The following is an 18914-nucleotide window of genomic DNA, read 5'->3' on the forward strand; positions in this document are numbered from 1 at the left end:
AGCACCTTTCTGGTTACACAGAAAGGTGCTTTGTTTTTTTATTAAAACTTATAAGTGAAACTTGCTGCAAAAGTTCTAGGATCTTTAGGATGAATTGTGGACCAACCATCATAAATTTCTTCGTTTGTAAGGTTGTTTACTTTTAGATTAATAGAGAATTTTTCAGTATTATAAAATAAAGATGTATTTAGTGCTGCGTATTCATGAATTGTAAATGTTCCGGCAGTGTTTCTATTCATGATTTTGTTATCACCTACATAATTACCACCAAAGCCTAAACCAAATCCTCTCAATAAACCATTGGTGAATTTATAGCTCGCCCATAGGTTTGCTAAGTTGCGAGGTCCTGAGCTTTCAGGTCTAAATCCTACGAAATCATGATCTCCGGCAGTTAATTTCGCATCGTTATAGCTGTATCCCAAAATGATGTTTAAACCGTTAACAGGATTTGAAACAATTTCAGCTTCGAAACCTTTATTATGTTGTGCTCCATTTTGATATGAAGTTTGGTTGGCAGGAATGTTAGCAGGATCTGAACTTGGAGTTTCTACAACATATACCTGATCAGCTACTTGTATGTCGTAGTAACTGAAAGTAGCATAAAGTTTGTCTTTAAAAATATTCAATTTTGTACCTGCTTCAAATTGATTAGCATGTTCTGGATTGAATGTTCTTGGAGTTGAAATTCCTTCAAAACGATCAGCTCCAGGAGCTACGTTTGCAAAACCATTCATATAATTTGCGAATAAAGAAACTTTGTCAATTATTGGTTGGTATACTAAACCAAATTTTGGTGAGAAAGCAGTCTGATTGTAGTTGTCTGCATCTGTAGAAACGTCGCCGCTATTAATAAAACGGTCAGCACGTAAACTTACCATTGCTGATAAAGCTGGCGTGATGTTGATTACATTTGAAAAATAAGCACTGTAAACTTCTTGCTTAGTTTTATTGTTATTTCTTGGACTCTCACCAACAATTGCATCAGATGCTGCTTTTGTTAATTTTCCTGTATCACCATTTGAAGGGCCGTAAATAGCATTGAAAGCAGCTAAATCGTTACCAATGTATACAGCACCATTTCCAAAATATCCAGAATTATGATCTACTGCTGTTCTATTAAAATAGTCAAAACCAACAACAAGCCTGTTTCTTAAATTTCCAATTTTAAAGTCACCGATAAAATTTTGTTGAATATCTATTGATGTATTTTTATTGTCCTGATAATTGAAAAATCTATTCAGTACAATTCCTTCAGTAATTTTTGGTACGTAAGCAGTTCCTTCATATAAATAAGCATAATTTCCGGTTGATTTTGCTGAACTAGAAGCAAAAGCTGTTTGCGATTTCCATTGATCAGAAATTTTGTAAAACATTTGCCCTTGAAGATTGTATGAAGGCGTTTTTAAGGTAAGTTCATTACTAGTGTATGAACGTTCGTTATCGTATTTTAAATCAGAAATATTATGAACTCTTAGAGGATTACTTCTATCTAAAAACAACATAGTTGGGTTTGTTGTTTCATTGCTCATAAATTCAGTGTTTATCAAAAATGATAATCTATCATTTACTTCATAAGATAAAGAAGGTGCGATAAAAAATGATTCTCTAAAACCTGCATCCTGAAAACTTTCTTGTTTGTTATATGCTGAGTTTACTCTGAAGTTTAAAGTTTTTTTGTCGTTTAGCGGCGTATTCAAATCTACAGTTACACGATTTAAACCATAACTACCGCCAGTGTAATTTACTTCTCCACCAAATGTTTTATAAGGTTTTTTAGTAGTTGTATTAATTAATCCTCCGTATGAGATTAAACTACTTCCAAATAAAGTTCCTGATGGTCCTTTGATGATTTCAATTCTGTCAACATTTGCAGGATCTAAGCTTCCGTTAGTTAAACCAGGTAAACCGTTAACCATAGTAGGTTGAACAGCGAAACCCCTAAGGGCGTAATAACCAGCACCATCTCCGCCACGACCAGTTGAAGCCCAAAGCTGTGTAATACCCGGTGCATTTTTTAATGCGTCGTCGAAAGTGGTTACAATTTGCTCTTTTAGAACTTCTCCTGTAATAGTTGAGTATACTTGTGGGTTTTCCAGATTCTTAAGTGGTAGTCTCGATACTTGTTGATTCTCTTTACGGGCAAAACGATTTTTTCTGCTATTTACCACAACTTCTGTAAGTTCTTCAGAATTTGAAATAAGTTTCAGGTTCTCAGTAAGTTCGTCGCCTTCTTTAAGTGTAATCTTTCTTTCAGTAGAAGTGTATCCAACAGCAGAAACCTTTAATGTATATGTTCCCGGCTTGATGTTTTTTATTTTATAATTACCATCCTGATCAGTAACTGTTCCAAATCTTGTTCCTTTTAAAGCCAAAGAAATACCCTCTGGAGATTCATTATCACTTAAAGATATTTTACCTTTTAATGTTGCTTTTTCTTGTGCTGAGATTGATGTGCTCGCTAGAAGAAAAAAACAAAAACTTAAAAAAGAAATTGCAATTTTATATTTCATCTTATTTAGAATTGATTTTAATAGTGCAAATTTAGTTGTTGAATACCAACTATACAAGTTGTTTTTATTTATTCTAAATAAATTATTTTTTTGAAGGTAAAATTTTTATTTGTTTAAAAAATTAACATCTTAAGCGAGATTTAAGACAGTTTTAAGCGAAAAAAAACCTGTTCAAGTAAATGAACAGGTTTAAAATTGAATTAAAATGATTCTAATTGCCCTACTAAAAGATGTTTAGAGCCATTATCAGTATAAAATAATTAAAGTTTTACCGATTTAGAATTGTCATTAATATCTACAATTGAGAAAATAGTGCTTCCCATTACACCATATGTGCCACTTTTATCAAGTACGATTTGGTCATAAATACAAGGGATAGTTTCTTTTTTGGTAAGTAGATTATAAATACCAACTTTTCCATTTAGTTTCACTAACAAATTGTTATTTGTTTCGCCCAAAATATCAGTGTATTTTGTTTCTAAAACTTCTTGTCCAAGCATATCCAAAAGACCATTTTTATTATTGTTTTGGTATGTTAAATAACTAAATCTCGCTTCAGATTCGTAGTATCCACTTGTGTTTATATATGGTACCGGAGAAATACGACTGAAAGAATTCTCAGTGATTTGCTGACCACTTTTGTCTAATAAAATATATTTCTTATTCTTTTGAGCGATGTAGATGTAGTTTTTAGAATAGTTTCCTTTGTTTAAAACTTTATTGATAGAGGAATATTCGCAAGGAGTAATCACTTTACCAAAAGAATCTAACATTCCAAACAGGTTGTTTTTTTTGACAATAAAAGTCTCATTGTCAATATCAATATTGTCATATTCACAAGTTACAATTTCATACGGCGATCCGCTATTTATTTGAATCAAACCACATTTGTTGTTTTTGATTGTTTTTAAATTATTTGAATAATTGTAATTAATCTGATCGTATTCAAACGGAAGTGAGATTTTACCGGTAATCAAAACACATCCATACTTTCCTTCTTTATTAACAGCCAGGAACGATCCGTCATTATAGGCAGATGAACTAATGCTTTTGTATTCAAGAGGTAGTATTATGTTTTCATTTTCATCGATAATTCCCATTTTATCATCTTTTTTGACAATAAAATTTTTGCTGTTATAAACCGTATTTAGTTCAGTATACCAGTTTTTGAATTTTGGTTTATTGTCAATTGTAACAATGTTATAACCTTTCTCATTGTTTACTTTATAATAATTACTGTTGTCTAAAGTTTCGATGTATTTATAATCACAAGGAATTACAAATTTTCCACTTATAAGATTATAAATTCCTTTTAAAGAGGTTTTTTTGTCTTGTAAGATGAAATAATTATCTGCTCCGTTTATAGTACTAATATCTCCCCATTCAAAAGGAATCAAGACTTTGTTTTCTCTGCTTAATAAACCATAGTCATTACTTTTTGTTCGCGCTAAGAATATATCATTTCCAATATGTCTTAATGAATAATACGTCATTGGGATTTCCCAAGTTTCTTTGTCAATATTATAAAGGCCATAATTATTTCCTATTCCTATCGGGAAAGAATTATTATCACTCACATTTGTGTAGTTGTTACGCTCGAATAACATTGGTAAAAGAACTTGGCCTTTCTTTTTTATTCCATATTTATATCCGCTGTTAGAGCTATATTTATCGTAAAACCAAACCGTTTGGTCATTGATTTTCTCAGTAGGGTAGCGGCTATAATTTCCATCTCCTTGAATAGATTGAGGAGGAGCTTCCATTATCATTGGCGGTTCTTCAGTAACATATACATTTGGTTCTCCCTGAACGATTATGTCTTCAGAAGGCTGAGATTTTTCTTTTTTTGGTTTGCTTTTAGTTTGTGTCTTTTTCTTTTGAGCAAAAGAAGCTTGAAAAGATAAAAAGAGTACTAAAAGGAGTAGGGTTTTGATTTGGTTTTTCATGGTAGGTTTTTTTAAAATAAAACCTGCTCTTATTCAGAGCAGGTTTTTGTATTTGTGAGAATTCTTTTGATTACAATTCTAAAGCACGTTTAGCATCACCATTCATTAATAATTCTAATGGATTTTCTAAAGCTTCTTTTACAGCAACTAAAAATCCAACTGACTCACGTCCGTCGATAATTCTGTGGTCGTAAGAAAGAGCTACGTACATCATTGGGTGAATTTCAACTTTACCGTTTACAGCAATTGGACGCTCAATAATGTTGTGCATTCCTAAAATTCCTGATTGTGGAGGATTGATAATTGGAGTACTTAACATACTTCCAAAAACACCACCATTAGTAATAGTGAAAGTTCCACCAGTCATATCGTCAACAGTAATTTGGCCATCACGAGCTCTAAGTGCTAATCTTTTGATTTCAGCTTCAATTCCGCGGAAACTTAAGTTTTCAGCATTACGAACTACAGGAACCATTAAACCTTTTGGTCCTGAAACCGCGATAGAGATATCAGCAAAATCGTAAGCTACTTTATAATCACCATCCATCATCGAGTTTACGTCTGGATATAATTCTAAAGCTCTTGTAACTGCTTTTGTAAAGAAAGACATGTATCCTAAACCAAGACCACCATGTTTTGCTTTGAAAGCATCTTTGTATTCGTTACGAATTAAGTTGATTGGAGTCATGTTAACCTCATTGAAAGTAGTTAACATTGCTGTTTCATTTTTAGCGGCTACTAATCTCTCTGCTACTTTACGACGTAACATTGATAATTTTGTACGCTCAGATCCACGGTTTCCTCCAGTTGGAGTTCCCATTGAAGGCACTGCATTTACAGCGTCATCTTTAGTGATTCTTCCGCCTTTACCAGTTCCTGAAACAGTTGCTGGTGCTATGTTTTTTTCGTCTAATATTTTTCTTGCTGCCGGAGATGGAGTTCCTGCTGCATAACTTGTTGCTGCTGGCGCTGCTGTTGGAGCAGGTGCTGCTTTTGGTGCCTCAGCTTTTGGAGCTTCTGCCTTTACTTCTGCTTTTGGAGCTTCAGCTGCTGCCGGAGCATCTCCTGCTGGTTTTACTCCATCAGTATCAATTAAACAAACTACAGCTCCTACTGCAACTGCATCACCTTCTTCTGCTTTTAGCGTAATAATTCCGCTCATTTCTGCCGGTAATTCAAGAGTTGCTTTGTCTGAATCAACTTCAGCAATAGCTTGATCTTTTTCTACATAATCTCCGTCTTTTACTAACCAAGTTGCAATTTCAACTTCTTTTATTGATTCCCCTGGTGATGGGACTTTCATTTCTAAAATCATCTTTGTTTTTGTTTAAGGTTTATATTGCTTAAGGCTTGAAGCGTTTGGTTGAGTTTCAGGCCTTAAACGTTAAACTAATTTTTTTATCTGAATAAATTTTTATCGAAAACCATTCTAATCGCATCTGCATGACGACGTTTTGCACGTGTGTAACTTCCTGATGCTGGTGCAGCGTAAGCTTTTAATGATGCTAATCTCCATTTTACAAGATCAAAGTTCATTAACATAAAGCTGTAAGCTCCCATGTTTTTAGGCTCTTCTTGTGCCCAAACATAATCGTCAGCATTTGGATATTGCGCGATAATTGCTTTTAATTGCTCTACAGGGAAAGGGAACAATTGCTCGATACGAACAACTGCAACATCATTTCTTCCGTTATTTTCTCTTTCAGCAACAATATCATAGTAGAATTTACCGGTAACAAAAACTAACGTTTTTACTCCTTTTTTATCTACTGCATTATCATCAATAGTTTCCTGGAAACTTCCGGTAGCTAATTCTTCAACTGTAGAAACACATCTTGGATCACGTAATAAACTTTTTGGAGAGAAAACTACCAAAGGTTTACGGAAATTTGTTTTCATTTGTCTTCTCAACAAGTGGAAGAAGTTGGCTGGTGTTGTACAATCTGCAACATACATATTTTGTCTTGCGCAAAGTTGTAAATAACGCTCCATTCTTGCAGATGAGTGTTCAGCTCCCTGACCTTCGTATCCGTGTGGTAATAATAAAACAATACCGTTTTGGTTGTTCCATTTATCTTCACCACATGAAATGTACTGGTCAATCATGATTTGGGCTCCATTAGAGAAATCTCCAAATTGTGCTTCCCAGATTGTTAAGGCTTTTGGATTAGCCAATGCATATCCATAATCAAAACCAAGAACACCATATTCAGATAAAAGTGAATTGAATACGCCGAATTTTCCTTTTTTGTTTTCGATACCATCAAGTAGAATTACTTCTTCTTCAGAATCTTCAACTTTAACTACAGCGTGACGATGAGAGAATGTACCACGCTCTACGTCCTGACCTGAAATACGAATATCAAATCCTTCCGTCAAAAGTGAGCCGTAAGCCAATGCTTCTGCAGTTCCCCAATCAATAGTGTTATTGTCGTATCCTGTTTTTCTATCAGTAACAATTTTAGTTATTTTACTGATGAATTTCTTATCTGATGGTAAAGTTGAGATTGTACTTATGATAGAATCCAATCCTTTTTTATCGAAAGTAGTATCAACTTTTTGAAGCATTTGCGTATCTGTTACCTGAACAAATCCGTCCCATTCATTTTTCATGAATGGTGTTATAATAGTCAAATCTTTTTTACGGGAAGCTTCTAAATTCTCCTCCATTCTAGATTTGTATTCTTTTTCTAAAGCATTTACATAAGTCGCAGTAATTACGCCGTCAGACAATAATTTCTCCGCATAGATATCTCTTGGATTTTTATGTTTTGCGATGATTTTATATAAAACCGGTTGTGTAAAACGAGGCTCATCACCTTCATTATGACCGTATTTTCTATAACCTAAAAGATCGATAAATACGTCACGACCAAATTTCATTCTGTAATCTAATGCAAAAGATACTGCATGTACAACAGCTTCAGCATCATCAGCATTTACGTGTAATACCGGTGAAAGTGTTACTTTGGCAACATCAGTACAGTAAGTAGACGAACGAGCATCTAAATAGTTAGTCGTAAAACCAACTTGGTTATTGATTACAATATGAATTGTTCCTCCAGTTTTGTAACCGTCAAGCAATGCCATTTGAATGATTTCATACAAAATACCTTGTCCTGCAATTGCAGCATCACCGTGAACGGCAATTGGCAATACTTTCGAAAAGTCATTTGGATAATATTTATCTTGCTTTGCTCTTGTGATTCCTTCAATTACAGCTCCAACCGTTTCTAAGTGAGAAGGGTTTGGTGCTAAATTGATATTGATATTTTTTCCTGTTCTAGTTTTTTTGTCAGCAGTAAGACCTAAGTGGTATTTTACATCACCATCAAAATATTCCTGATCGTAATCTTTACCGTCAAATTCACCAAAGATATCTTGAGTCGATTTTCCAAAAATGTTAGCCAAAACGTTCAAACGACCACGGTGAGCCATTCCCATTACGAATTGTTCAACACCTTTTTCAGCAGCTTGTTCTATCAAAGCATCTAAAGCGGGAATTATTGATTCTCCACCTTCTAATGAAAAACGCTTTTGTCCTACATATTTAGTATGCAAAAAGTTCTCGAAAGAAACCGCTTGATTTAATTTGTCTAAAATGATTTTCTTTTCTTCAGAAGAAAAATTAGGCTGATTGTCATTAATCCCTATTTTATCCTGAACCCATTTTACAACGCCAGGATTCCTGATATACATATATTCAATACCAATATGTTGGCAGTAAATAGATTGAAGGCGTTTTATGATGTCTTGTAATGTGCTTGGTGCTACTCCAATAGCTTGTGCAGCATCAAAAACTGTTGAAAGATCAGCAGTTGTTAATCCGAAATTTTCAATATCTAAAGTCGGAGACGATGTTCTACGATCACGAACAGGATTTGTTTTTGTAAACAAGTGCCCGCGTGTACGGTAACCATCGATTAACTTTAATACATTGAATTCTTTTTGTAATTTATCAGAAACTAAACTACAATCTGTGTTCTCGCTCGTCACATATTCAACAATTCGTTGAACTGGATTTTCGTCATTATATGTCGTTTGTCCAAAGTCAAAACCTTGAAAAAAACTTCTCCAGCTTGGCTCAACGCTATCTGGGTTTACTAAATATTGATCATATAATTGTGCGAAAAACTCTGTATGCGCTGCATTTAAAAATGAAAACCTATCCATAATATTAGTGAATATACTTTTTGTTAAATAGAAAGGCAAAAGTACAACAATCGCATTTATTTAAATCTTTTTTTTACGTACTTTTACGTAAAAATTTGTTAAAAATAGACTCAACTATGAATAAAATTCAAATTTCAATCGTTTTCAAAACTTTTTTTGTGATTTTGGCAGTGTTATTTTCCAATTTTGGAAATGCGCAGCAAAAGTATGTTATTGACAATAGTAATCATTTTTGGGAGAAAGTTCAATTTGGTGGAGGACTTGGTTTAGGAATTGGATCAGGATACACAGATATTTCTGTAATGCCAAGTGCTATTTACAATGTAAATGAGATTATAGCTGTTGGTGTTGGCTTGCAATTTGGTTATTTATCTTCTAAAAGTTATTATAGTTCTTTCGTTTATGGCGGTAGTTTGGTAGGACTTGTAAACCCAATTTCGGAAATTCAATTGTCTGCAGAATTAGAACAGGTTCGTGTCAATACAGATTATAATTCGACTCCTTACAGACCCAGTTATTCTGATAATTATTGGAATACTGCCTTGTATCTAGGTGCTGGTTATAGAACTGGAAGTGTGACCATTGGTGCGCGTTACGATGTTTTGTATAATGCACAAACCAGCCTTTATGGATCTGGATTTATGCCTTTTGTGAGGGTTTATTTTTAATTTAAGTTGCTAAGACTCTGAGTTGCTAAGTTTCTAAGATTTTTAAATCCAGTTAATGAAGAAATATATTTTTATACTTATTGTTGTTATTATTTCGAGTTGTAAAAATTCTAAGAAAGAGGAAGTTGCGGATAAAAAAGTTGTAAAGAAAGAATCAAGACCTTTTTTCGATTCAGATAAAATTGATCATTATTATTTGAATCCCACGGAAAGAAAATTTGAGCATTCATCTGACGATGATGCCGAGGAAATTGAAAAGAAAAAGGAATTTTCCAGTTTTTTTTATGGATATTACCCGGAGACTATTCCAAAGCAAGATTTTGAAAAACTTTTATTAAAATACAAGTACAAGAAATCAAACTTATCAATCAAACAAGAAAAACGGATTGAAAGTGTGTTTAGTGAAAAGGACTCATTGCAAACCACTTTCGCAGCTTGCATTGCAGAATATCGAGATATTTTTATTTTTAAGAAGAAAGAAAAAACAATAGGAATAGCAAAGATTTGTTTTAAATGTGGTCGTTTCCAGATTATCGGAAGTAAACTAGATACTAATGGATTTGGACTTTGGTCTGAATTAGATAGATTGAAAAATATTATCCGACCAAACGAAAAACCTTAGGAACTTAGTATCTCAGCAACTCAGAACCTTATTTGTAATAATTTCGAAACCACACTTTCTGCCATTCTCTTTTTAAAATCAAAAACGAAACCTGCTCAGCGAGAATCACTAAGTCAGAACCATCCAATTTTTTGATTTCATCTTCAGATACATCAATAATATAAAGCAGATTCAAATATTCAGCAAACTTGTACTGAATCATTCTGTAGATTTTTTCGTGAAGCTGGATTTTTAATTCTTCAGGAGAAACACTTAGTGGAAAATCGATGCCTTCGTTTGCTAAATTAAAATCTTTATTAATTTGTTCAATTAGGCTCAGATATAAGTTTTCTTTTTCGGCATCAGCCAATAAAAAATCGGTATTTTCAGGAATCGGAAACATTGATGCTTTTTAAAGATTGGCGCAAAGTTAAAACTAAAAAATCATTTTACTGTTGATTCCCTTTCAATGATTCTTGTAGGAAGTTCAATAATTTGATGTGTCACCGGTCGATGTTCTTTTATGTCTGCAATTTCATCAATTAAAATAGAAACAGCTTTGTGTCCCATTTCAAATCCGGGTTGATCAATTGTGGTTAATTTTGGCGAAATTACCGTACTCATAAACCAATTACTAAATCCAAATACAGCCACTTGTTCCGGTGTTTTGATTCCGGCTTCGTTAAAATATTTAATGATTCCGATGGCGACTAAATCTGTAATGGCAAAAATGGCATCGATATCAGGATTTTCAGTCATTATTTTTTGAGCATTTTCGTAACCATCTTCAAAATCGGTATTGTTATCACAAACGTAAACTAATTTCGAATCGTATTCGATTCCATGTGCTTCCAGAGCTCTTTTATAACCTAAGAAACGATCGATAGAATTTTGCGGAACATACGAACCTCTAAAATGTGCGATTCTTTTATAGCCTTTATTAATAAGGTACGAAACGGCATCAAAAGCCGCTTTTGCATCATTAATAACGACTTTAGAACAATCCACTCTTTTGGCAATTTTATCGAATAAAACTACAGGCGTATTTTTTCGGATCGCTTCATTAATGTGAGAGAAATCATCTGTTTCATTTGATAGCGATATTAAAACTCCATCAACACGCTTTTGAATCAATAAAGCAAGTTGCTTTTTCTCCAATTCATACTTTTCATTTGATTGTAATATAATGACGAGATAACCTCTTTTTTCAGCCTCTTCCAGAATACCATTCAGGACACTCGAAAAGAAGTGATGTACAGTAGCCGGAATAATAACACCAATAGTTTTGGTTTCATTGGTTCTCAAATTTACCGCAACAGAATTGGGTATGTAGTTCATCGTTTCTGCCATTTCAATAACTCTGGCTCGCGTCGATTTACTAATATCTGTATATCCCTTTAGTGCTTTTGAAACCGTAGTAACCGAAATTCCCAATGCCGAGGCTATATCTATTAATTTTGTGTCATTCATGAAATAAATGTACTAAAAATAAAACGGATTGATAAAAAATTAACTTCCGAAAACGTTTTAGGTCATTTCGAAAACGTTTTCGATTTTTAATTCCTATATTCCTTATAATTAGTTGCTAAGTTTGACAGTGATAACCATAATTACTAACTAACCAAACAAAAAAATGAAAAAGCTACACCAGTATTTAGGTACATTATTTTTAATGTTTTGCCTATTTTTTTTACCTAATAATATGTTCGCCCAAAATAGCAATACCGTTTCCGGAAAAGTACTCGACGATAGCGGCGTAACAGTTCCCGGTGCAAACGTATCGATTAAGGAAACAGGAAAAAGTACCGTAACAGATGAAAACGGAGGTTATTCATTCTCTAATGTCGAAGCAGGAACTTATACTATTATTGCAACAAATGTGGGGTATAAAACTTTCGAAAAAAAAATTGCGATAAAAGAAGGAGAATCACTAGAGGTAAATTTACTTCTTGAAGGAGAATCACAAAGTTTAAAAGAAGTTGTGGTGACAGGATCTTCAGCGCCGAGATCAAAATTAGAATCGAGCGTTGCGATCACCACAATGGGCGCAAAAGCAATCGAAGACAGAGCGCCGTCAAGTACAGCAGCATTGCTTCAAACAATTCCCGGATTTGTAGTTGAAGCATCAGGAGGAGAAATTGGAAACAACCTTTTCGCAAGAGGAATTCCATCTGCCGGAGCGTATGAATATGTACAGATTCAGGAAGACGGATTACCAGTTTTTGAAGATGGTGCATTGCAATTTGCAAACGCAGATACTTTTTACAGACTGGATGAAACGGTAAGTAAAATGGAAGCCGTTCGTGGAGGTTCAGCTTCAATTTTTGCAAACAATGCTCCGGGAGGAATCATCAATTTTATCTCAAAAACAGGTCAAAATGAGTTTAAAGGAAGAGCAAAATTTACAACTTCAGATTACGGAATGTTCAGAACAGATCTTAATTTATCTGGCGCTTTAATTCAGGATAAACTATTTTTTAATGTTGGAGGTTTTTACAGAGCCGATAATGGTGTAAGAAATACTGGTTTTACTGCGAACAAAGGAGGTCAGATAAAAGGAAATATCACATATAAATTTGATGATGACGATTATTTAAGAGTGAACTTTAAACATCTTGATGACAGAAATACATTCTATTTACCAATTCCTTTAAAAAGTAATAACGGAAAAGTGGAAGGAATGCCAGGTTTTAATCCAAATTACGGAACATTAACCTCAGTAAATTTCAGTCATTTAAATGTGCCTCAATATGGTGGAGGAACTTTTAGTGCAGATTTAGAAGATGGTTCTCACCCGATTATCAATTCAATTGGTGCTGAATTCAAGAAAAAAATATCTGATAAAGTAACATTCAAGAATTCTTTCAAAAACACGAATATTGACTTGAATTACAATGCGATTTTTCCAAATGGAGGTCCTTGGACACAAGACGGATATGCAACAAGTGTTCAAAACACAACGGCGAGTAATCTAACATATTCTTATGTAGATAACGGACAAAAATTAGATCCAAATGCTTTGATAATGAGAGCTGATCTTTGGCATATTGATAAAAAGATGAACAATTTTGCGAATAATTTCTCTTTTGCTTTTGATTTAGATCCTGTAAAATTGACTGCTGGTTACTATTATTCTAACTGGAAATCGAATCAATACTGGAACTGGAATTCTTATTTAGTTGGCGTTTCAGATAATCCTAGATTACTAAATGTAAAAGACAATACAACCGGAGTTGATCATACATGGAATGGTGTTGAAAGAATCACTTGGTTGGAAAGAGATGCACAAACGAAAGGACTTTTGAATGATATTTATGCTGATGCCGAAATTAAAGCGACTGATAAGTTGACCTTTAACGCAGGTTTAAGATACAACAAAGACAAATATTCAGGTTACCGAGATAACGCGAGATTTTTTGCTGAAAATTTGGGAATCTTAGACAACAATACAGCCGATGATGCGGTGACAACGGTAAAAGGAAATCCGTACACGTATTGGAGATATGATGTAAGCGAATGGTCGTATACAGCTGCAGGAAATTATAAATTCAACGATAATATGGCTTCGTACGTTCGTTATAGCCACGGATTTAGATCACCAATCGAAGAATCATTTTATGATAATGCGGCTGATTTAAGCAAATTAGAAAACACTGAAGTAAATCAATTTGAGCTGGGTTATAAATATTCTAATTCATTTTTCTCTGTGAATGCCAATTTGTTCCACATGGGCTTAAAAAATGTTGCTTTTACTGATATTTTATCTGACGGAAGTTCTGAGAATAAGTTTGCCGATGTAAACAATATTGGTCTTGAAGTTGAAACCAATGCGAGATACGAAATGGTGAAACTGAACTTTACATTCACAGTTCAAAAACCGGAATATGATAATTTTACAGGAACAAATGCTGACGGTTCGACTTTTGATTTTAACGGAAACACAGCGCGAAGAATCCCTAAGTTTTTCTGTAATTTAAGACCTGAAGTAGACATTACAAAAGATCTTACGGCTTATGTTCAGTTTTCTTATTACGATAAAAAATTCACGAATCAGGATAACAGACAGGTTTTGCCAGCGTACAAAGAAGTTGGAGCAGGTTTAAATTATACCTATAATAATCTTCGTTTTGCAGTCGATGCTTCGAATTTATTTAATGAAATTGGTTTGACAGAAGGAGATCCAAGACAAACAACATCTGCAGCAAGCGATGTGTTTATGGCAAGACCTATTTTAGGGCGCGCGTTTAGATTTTCGGTAGCGATTAATTTCTAAATTTATATAACCTTTAAAAAATATTAAACACATAGAAACATAGATTTTTATCGTTAAAAAAAGAACAAAAAAGAAACTAGTTTCCACACATAGTCCCGAAGTATCGGGATGAATTAATGCAAGTGAAACGCCTTTTTGAGTTCAATCTAAGCTATGTTTCTATGTGTTAAGTTTTTACTTAGAGGGATATCTACTATATAGTTACTGTATAGGCGCACAGCAGTGCATCTCCGCACAGTAACCACAAAGCAAAGACAAACAAATAAAAGATGAAAAACATAGGAATTAAAATCTCACTTTACCTTAATTATTTTGTCTTCGCTATTTTATTAAACAGTGTAGGCATTGTGATTCTAAAATCGCAAAGAAATTACGGAGTCGATGAAGTTCAGGCAAGTATTTTAGAAGCTTTCAAAGACATGCCAATTGCAATTGTCTCCTTTTTTATAGCTTCTTTTTTACCAAGAATTGGCTATAGAAAAGCGATGCTTACAGGTTTGGCTTTGGTTACTTTGGCTTGTATTTCTATGTATTTTGGAAATTCATTCGACAATGCTAAAATTCTTTTTGCAACCGTTGGAGTTTCATTTGCTTTGATAAAAGTTTCTGTTTATTCGTTGATCGGAACTGTTACTGAAACTAAAAAAGAGCATAATGCTTTAATGAGCAGTATTGAAGGTTTTTTTATGGTTGGTATTGCGTTGGCTTACTTTTTATTTCCTGCTTTTAATAATGAAGAAGATCCTAATTCCTGGCTGAATGTATATTGGTTATTGGCAACATTATCATTTTTGTCATTTCTGTTTTTACTTTTTATAAAATTTGAAGAGCCGGAAGTTGCAGCGGGAGCAAATCTCAAAGATGATTTCATGCAAATGTTCAAATTAATGGCAAAATTACTTACTGTAATTTTTGTAATTAGTGTGTTTTTGTTTGTAATGATCGAACAGGGAATTCTCTCGTGGTTGCCAACATTCAATACAAAAGTGCTTCATTTACCAGAGAATATCAGCATTATGATGGCTAGTATTTTGGCCATTTCATTAGCGATTGGTAGAATGATTGCGGGAATTGTGACAAAAAAAGTCAATTGGATCTGGGTTTTAAGTGTATGTATTATTTCGGCCATGTTGATTGTTGTTTTTGTACTTCCAAAAACGGTCGGACTAGAAGTAAAAAATATTAATACACTCTCAGATATTCCTTTAATTGGATTTGCATTTCCATTAATCGGATTATTTATCGCGCCTATTTATCCATTATTAAATTCGATTGTATTAAGCGCATTGCCTAAAAATCTACAAAGCTCAATGACGGGATTAATTGTAATTTTTTCGGCACTTGGCGGAACATTGGGTTCCAGAATAACGGGTTGGCTATTTAAAAATGAAGGACCGGAAAAAGCCTTTTATTTTACTTTAATTCCCATGTCTTTATTATTAATATCCTTTTTTATTCTTAAAAAAATAACTTCAAAAGATGAAATTTAAATTACATATAATCCAAACCATCGAAAAATTATTGGCTCAGGAAGATACTGATGGCGATAAAAAAATAACAATTGATGACAATGGACCAAAAAAGTTCTTGTTGCATGATGAAGATGGAAATTCTGCGGTAATTGAAGGAACATATCAGCTTTCGAATTTATTGCAGGAACTGGCGTTGGCTAAAAAAAACAATACTGAATTTGCCGAAATCAATCTGAATGAGATAACAGAAGATCCTGTAAAAAGGATTTCAAGAAAAATAAAAGATCTTTATTGGAAAGGTCTTACCCGAACAATAGATGCCGATGGCGTAAAGAAAATTCTGGAAGACAATAAGATCGAAAATGAATTGGCTTATTTGTATGTTCCTTTTGGCGATGAAATTGTTTTTGATTATTTCAAGAAATTAGAAGCTACAACTCCAAAGTTAAAAGTGGTACAAATGCCTAAAAACATTTCGCCTGAGTATGTTTTATCCTTGAATAAAAAACCCGGAATTTTGGCTTTGGCACTTCAAATAAAAAACAATGAAATATCGGGAGTTCCATTTGTCGTTCCAGGCGGAAGATTTAACGAAATGTACGGTTGGGACAGTTATTTTATTGCAAAAGGACTTTTGATTGATGGCAAAATTGATCTTGCTTTAGGGATTGCCGAAAACTTTAAATATCAAATTGATCACTACGGAAAAATACTGAATGCTAACCGAAGTTATTACTTGACCCGTACGCAACCACCGCTTTATACATCTTTAATTATGGATGTTTTAGAAAAGTCGAATCCGGATATTTTTTGGATTGAAAGACACTTAAAAACGGCCATAAAAGAATATCAAACCGTTTGGATGGAAGAAGGAAAACGTCTTACGGCAAATGGATTGAATCGCTATAAAGCTGAAGGAATCGGACTTCCGTTTGAAGTTGAAGAAGGGCATTTTGATGATATTCTGGAGCAATATGCGCCAAAGTATAATTTGTCTACGCGCGAATTCGAAAAGAAATATCTGGAAAGAGAAATTGTTGATGCTGAGCTTGATAAGTATTTTACACACGATCGAAGTATGCGCGAAAGCGGACATGATACAACAAACAGATTGGTTGGAATTTGTGCCAATTTAAATACAGTTGCTATTAATAGTTTGCTTTATAAATACGAAACAGATATTGCTTTTTTGATTCAGAAATATTTTAAAAATGAATTTCAGTATTTTGAAGATAAATCTTTTTCAAGTGATTACTGGCTTGCAAAAGCGGCTTCCAGAAAAGAAAAAATCAATACAATGTGTTGGGATTCAGAATCTGGATGTTATCTGGATTATGATTTTGTAAACGAAAAACAACATTTTTTTGAAGCTGCACCAACTTTTTATCCGCTTTGGGCAAAAATAAGCACGCCTGAACAAGCTGAAATTTTAGTTAAAAAGACTTTGCCGAGATTTAAAATGAAAGGCGGAATTGCTGGAGGAACTAAAGAATCAATTGCAGATCGTGATGAAAATGCACCAATACGACAATGGGACTATCCGTTTGGTTGGGCGCCGCATCAAATGCTTTTGTGGGAAGGTTTACTGAATTATAATTTTAATGAAGAAGCACAGGAAATGGTGTATCGCTGGCTTTGGCTGATTACCAGAAATGCGGTTGATTACAACGGAACTATTCCGGAAAAGTTTGATTTGTCAATAAGCTCACACAAAATTTTTGCAGAATATGGCAATGTCGGAACTGAGTTTGATTATATAACTGAAGAAGGTTTTGGATGGATGAACGCTTCGTACCAATTTGGATTAACAATTTTAGAAGACGATCTAAAACAAAAATTATCTGATTTGGTCGATCCTGATGAACTTTTTTAGGTAAACGAGCTTTCGACTTTGCTCAGGGTGACATTTAGTTTTATAATTCATCTGTCAGGCTGAGCGGAGTCGAAGCCCTTTTAGTTATTGAAAACGACAAACCCGACAGTCCCGAAGCCTCGAGATAAAACCTGTCGGGTTTACTATTTATAAATGTGAAAATTATTTGCCACAAATTACACAAATCTCCACGAATTCATCATAATTATATTTGATTCTGAATTTTATTGAAAACTGAGAACTGAGACTGAAAACTAAACCTTTCTTCCCATTAAATTCTCACCAAAAGTTCTAAGAATGTCTTTCTTTTCAGCGTTAATATCCATTTTTTCTAAAGTCTCAAACGCTTTAAAAGTGTACATTTCTATTGCATCCTGAGTAGCTTTTGAAGCTCCTGATTCGTTAAAAATGGTTTTTGCCGTTTCGATTTTTTCAGTATTATCATCTAGTTGTAAACTGAACAATTTTTCTAATTCCGCAGCTTTTTCAAGAGTAGAAAACTCTCTTGCTTTTAGGTACAAATAGGTTTTTTTATTTACCATAATATCTCCGCCAACTTGTTTTCCAAAAGTTTCCGGATCACCAAAAGCATCCAAATAATCGTCTTGGAGTTGGAAAGCTAATCCTAAATTTAATCCAAAATCATAAATCAAATCTCCTTCTTTTTCAGAAGTTTTGGCTACAATGGCGCCCATTTTCATGGCAGCAGCAACCAAAACGGCTGTTTTATATTCGATCATTTTTAGATATTGGGGAATTGTAACATCGTTTCTTTTTTCGAAATCGACATCCCATTGTTGTCCTTCGCAAACTTCAAGAGCCGTTTTGCTAAAAAGTTTTGCTAAGTCTCTAAAAACAGTTGGATCGTATTGTTCAAAATATTGATACGCTAAAATAAGCATTGCGTCTCCGGAAAGAATTCCAGTATTCAAATCCCATTTTTCATGTACAGTTTCCTGTCCTCTGCGCAAAGGCGCATCATCCATAATATCATCGTGAACCAATGAGAAATTATGAAAAACTTCAACAGCCATAGCTGCCGGAAGTGCCACTTTATAATCAGTATCAAAAACTTCAGAAGCCATTAAAGTTAGAACCGGACGCATACGTTTTCCGCCAAGACCTAAAATATATTCAATTGGTTCATAAAGGTTTTTAGGCTCTTTGTTGATGCTTTGGCTTTCTAAATAATTGATAAAAAATTCCTGGTACTGGCTAATATCGTGCATAATATATAATCTGAATTGCGAGCCTCAAAGATACGATTCATTATGAATTTTCCTTTCTTAAAATTTTAAATGATAATTATGAGGTCAAAACAGCCCTTAAAACGGCTAATAATTAAGAAGTTAAAATATTTTTTAAAAAAACTTGGAAACTTTCTTGGTGTTTAGAGTT

General features: G+C 33.8%; 12 protein-coding genes. 5 read left to right on the top strand and 7 right to left on the bottom strand.

Annotation, left to right across the window (positions count from 1 at the left end; translation table 11 throughout):
- Window positions 1–41: 41 nt before the first annotated feature.
- The 4 genes from ACHRVZ_RS09185 to ACHRVZ_RS09200 all read right to left on the bottom strand — a co-directional run bounded on the left by ACHRVZ_RS09185 (window position 42) and on the right by ACHRVZ_RS09200 (window position 8629).
- On the bottom strand, window positions 42–2510 hold the full coding sequence (locus tag ACHRVZ_RS09185) for a TonB-dependent siderophore receptor (RefSeq protein WP_395422031.1): 2469 nt from the start codon (window positions 2508–2510) through the stop codon (window positions 42–44).
- Between the two features lie 260 nt (window positions 2511–2770).
- Window positions 2771–4456, bottom strand: coding sequence for a WG repeat-containing protein (locus tag ACHRVZ_RS09190; RefSeq protein WP_395422032.1), 1686 nt, complete (start codon window positions 4454–4456; stop codon window positions 2771–2773).
- Window positions 4457–4526: 70 nt separating this feature from the next.
- Entirely contained in the window at window positions 4527–5771 is a 1245-nt protein-coding gene (gene odhB / locus ACHRVZ_RS09195; RefSeq protein WP_395422033.1) for a 2-oxoglutarate dehydrogenase complex dihydrolipoyllysine-residue succinyltransferase, read from the bottom strand.
- Window positions 5772–5854: 83 nt separating this feature from the next.
- The gene (locus ACHRVZ_RS09200; protein ID WP_395422034.1) at window positions 5855–8629 is read right to left on the bottom strand and encodes a 2-oxoglutarate dehydrogenase E1 component; all 2775 of its coding nucleotides are present in this window, start codon (window positions 8627–8629) and stop codon (window positions 5855–5857) included.
- 116 nt (window positions 8630–8745) lie between these two features.
- On the opposite strand from ACHRVZ_RS09200, the gene ACHRVZ_RS09205 reads away from it, so the two are divergent.
- Window positions 8746–9297 carry a hypothetical protein gene (locus ACHRVZ_RS09205; protein ID WP_395422035.1) on the top strand — a complete coding sequence of 184 codons (552 nt, stop codon included), beginning with the start codon at window positions 8746–8748 and terminating at the stop codon, window positions 9295–9297.
- A gap of 55 nt (window positions 9298–9352) precedes the next feature.
- Window positions 9353–9919, top strand: coding sequence for a hypothetical protein (locus ACHRVZ_RS09210; RefSeq protein WP_395422036.1), 567 nt, complete (start codon window positions 9353–9355; stop codon window positions 9917–9919).
- 28 nt (window positions 9920–9947) lie between these two features.
- On the opposite strand, the gene ACHRVZ_RS09215 is transcribed toward ACHRVZ_RS09210, so the two are convergent.
- Window positions 9948–10301 (bottom strand): hypothetical protein, encoded by a 354-nt coding sequence (locus ACHRVZ_RS09215; protein ID WP_395422037.1) that lies wholly within the window; start codon window positions 10299–10301, stop codon window positions 9948–9950.
- Window positions 10302–10342: 41 nt separating this feature from the next.
- Entirely contained in the window at window positions 10343–11368 is a 1026-nt protein-coding gene (locus tag ACHRVZ_RS09220) for a LacI family DNA-binding transcriptional regulator (protein ID WP_395422039.1), read from the bottom strand.
- Window positions 11369–11531: 163 nt separating this feature from the next.
- Between ACHRVZ_RS09220 and ACHRVZ_RS09225 the strand changes: the two genes are divergently transcribed.
- The 3 genes from ACHRVZ_RS09225 to ACHRVZ_RS09235 all read left to right on the top strand — a co-directional run bounded on the left by ACHRVZ_RS09225 (window position 11532) and on the right by ACHRVZ_RS09235 (window position 17516).
- Window positions 11532–14171 carry a TonB-dependent receptor gene (locus ACHRVZ_RS09225; RefSeq protein WP_395422040.1) on the top strand — a complete coding sequence of 880 codons (2640 nt, stop codon included), beginning with the start codon at window positions 11532–11534 and terminating at the stop codon, window positions 14169–14171.
- 269 nt (window positions 14172–14440) lie between these two features.
- A complete protein-coding gene (locus ACHRVZ_RS09230; RefSeq protein ID WP_395422041.1) occupies window positions 14441–15661 on the top strand; it encodes an MFS transporter in 1221 nt (406 codons plus the stop codon).
- Window positions 15651–17516, top strand: a complete 1866-nt coding sequence (locus ACHRVZ_RS09235) for a trehalase family glycosidase (RefSeq protein WP_395422042.1) — start codon at window positions 15651–15653, stop codon at window positions 17514–17516. The genes ACHRVZ_RS09230 and ACHRVZ_RS09235 overlap by 11 nt, the downstream gene beginning before the upstream one ends.
- 254 nt (window positions 17517–17770) lie before the next feature.
- Here the strand turns inward: ACHRVZ_RS09235 and ACHRVZ_RS09240 are convergent, their stop codons facing one another.
- Entirely contained in the window at window positions 17771–18745 is a 975-nt protein-coding gene (locus ACHRVZ_RS09240; RefSeq protein ID WP_395422044.1) for a polyprenyl synthetase family protein, read from the bottom strand.
- Between the last annotated feature and the right edge of the window lie 169 nt (window positions 18746–18914).

Origin of the sequence: Flavobacterium sp. FlaQc-57 (assembly GCF_044007395.1) — a bacterium.
In the GTDB taxonomy this organism is placed as follows: domain Bacteria; phylum Bacteroidota; class Bacteroidia; order Flavobacteriales; family Flavobacteriaceae; genus Flavobacterium.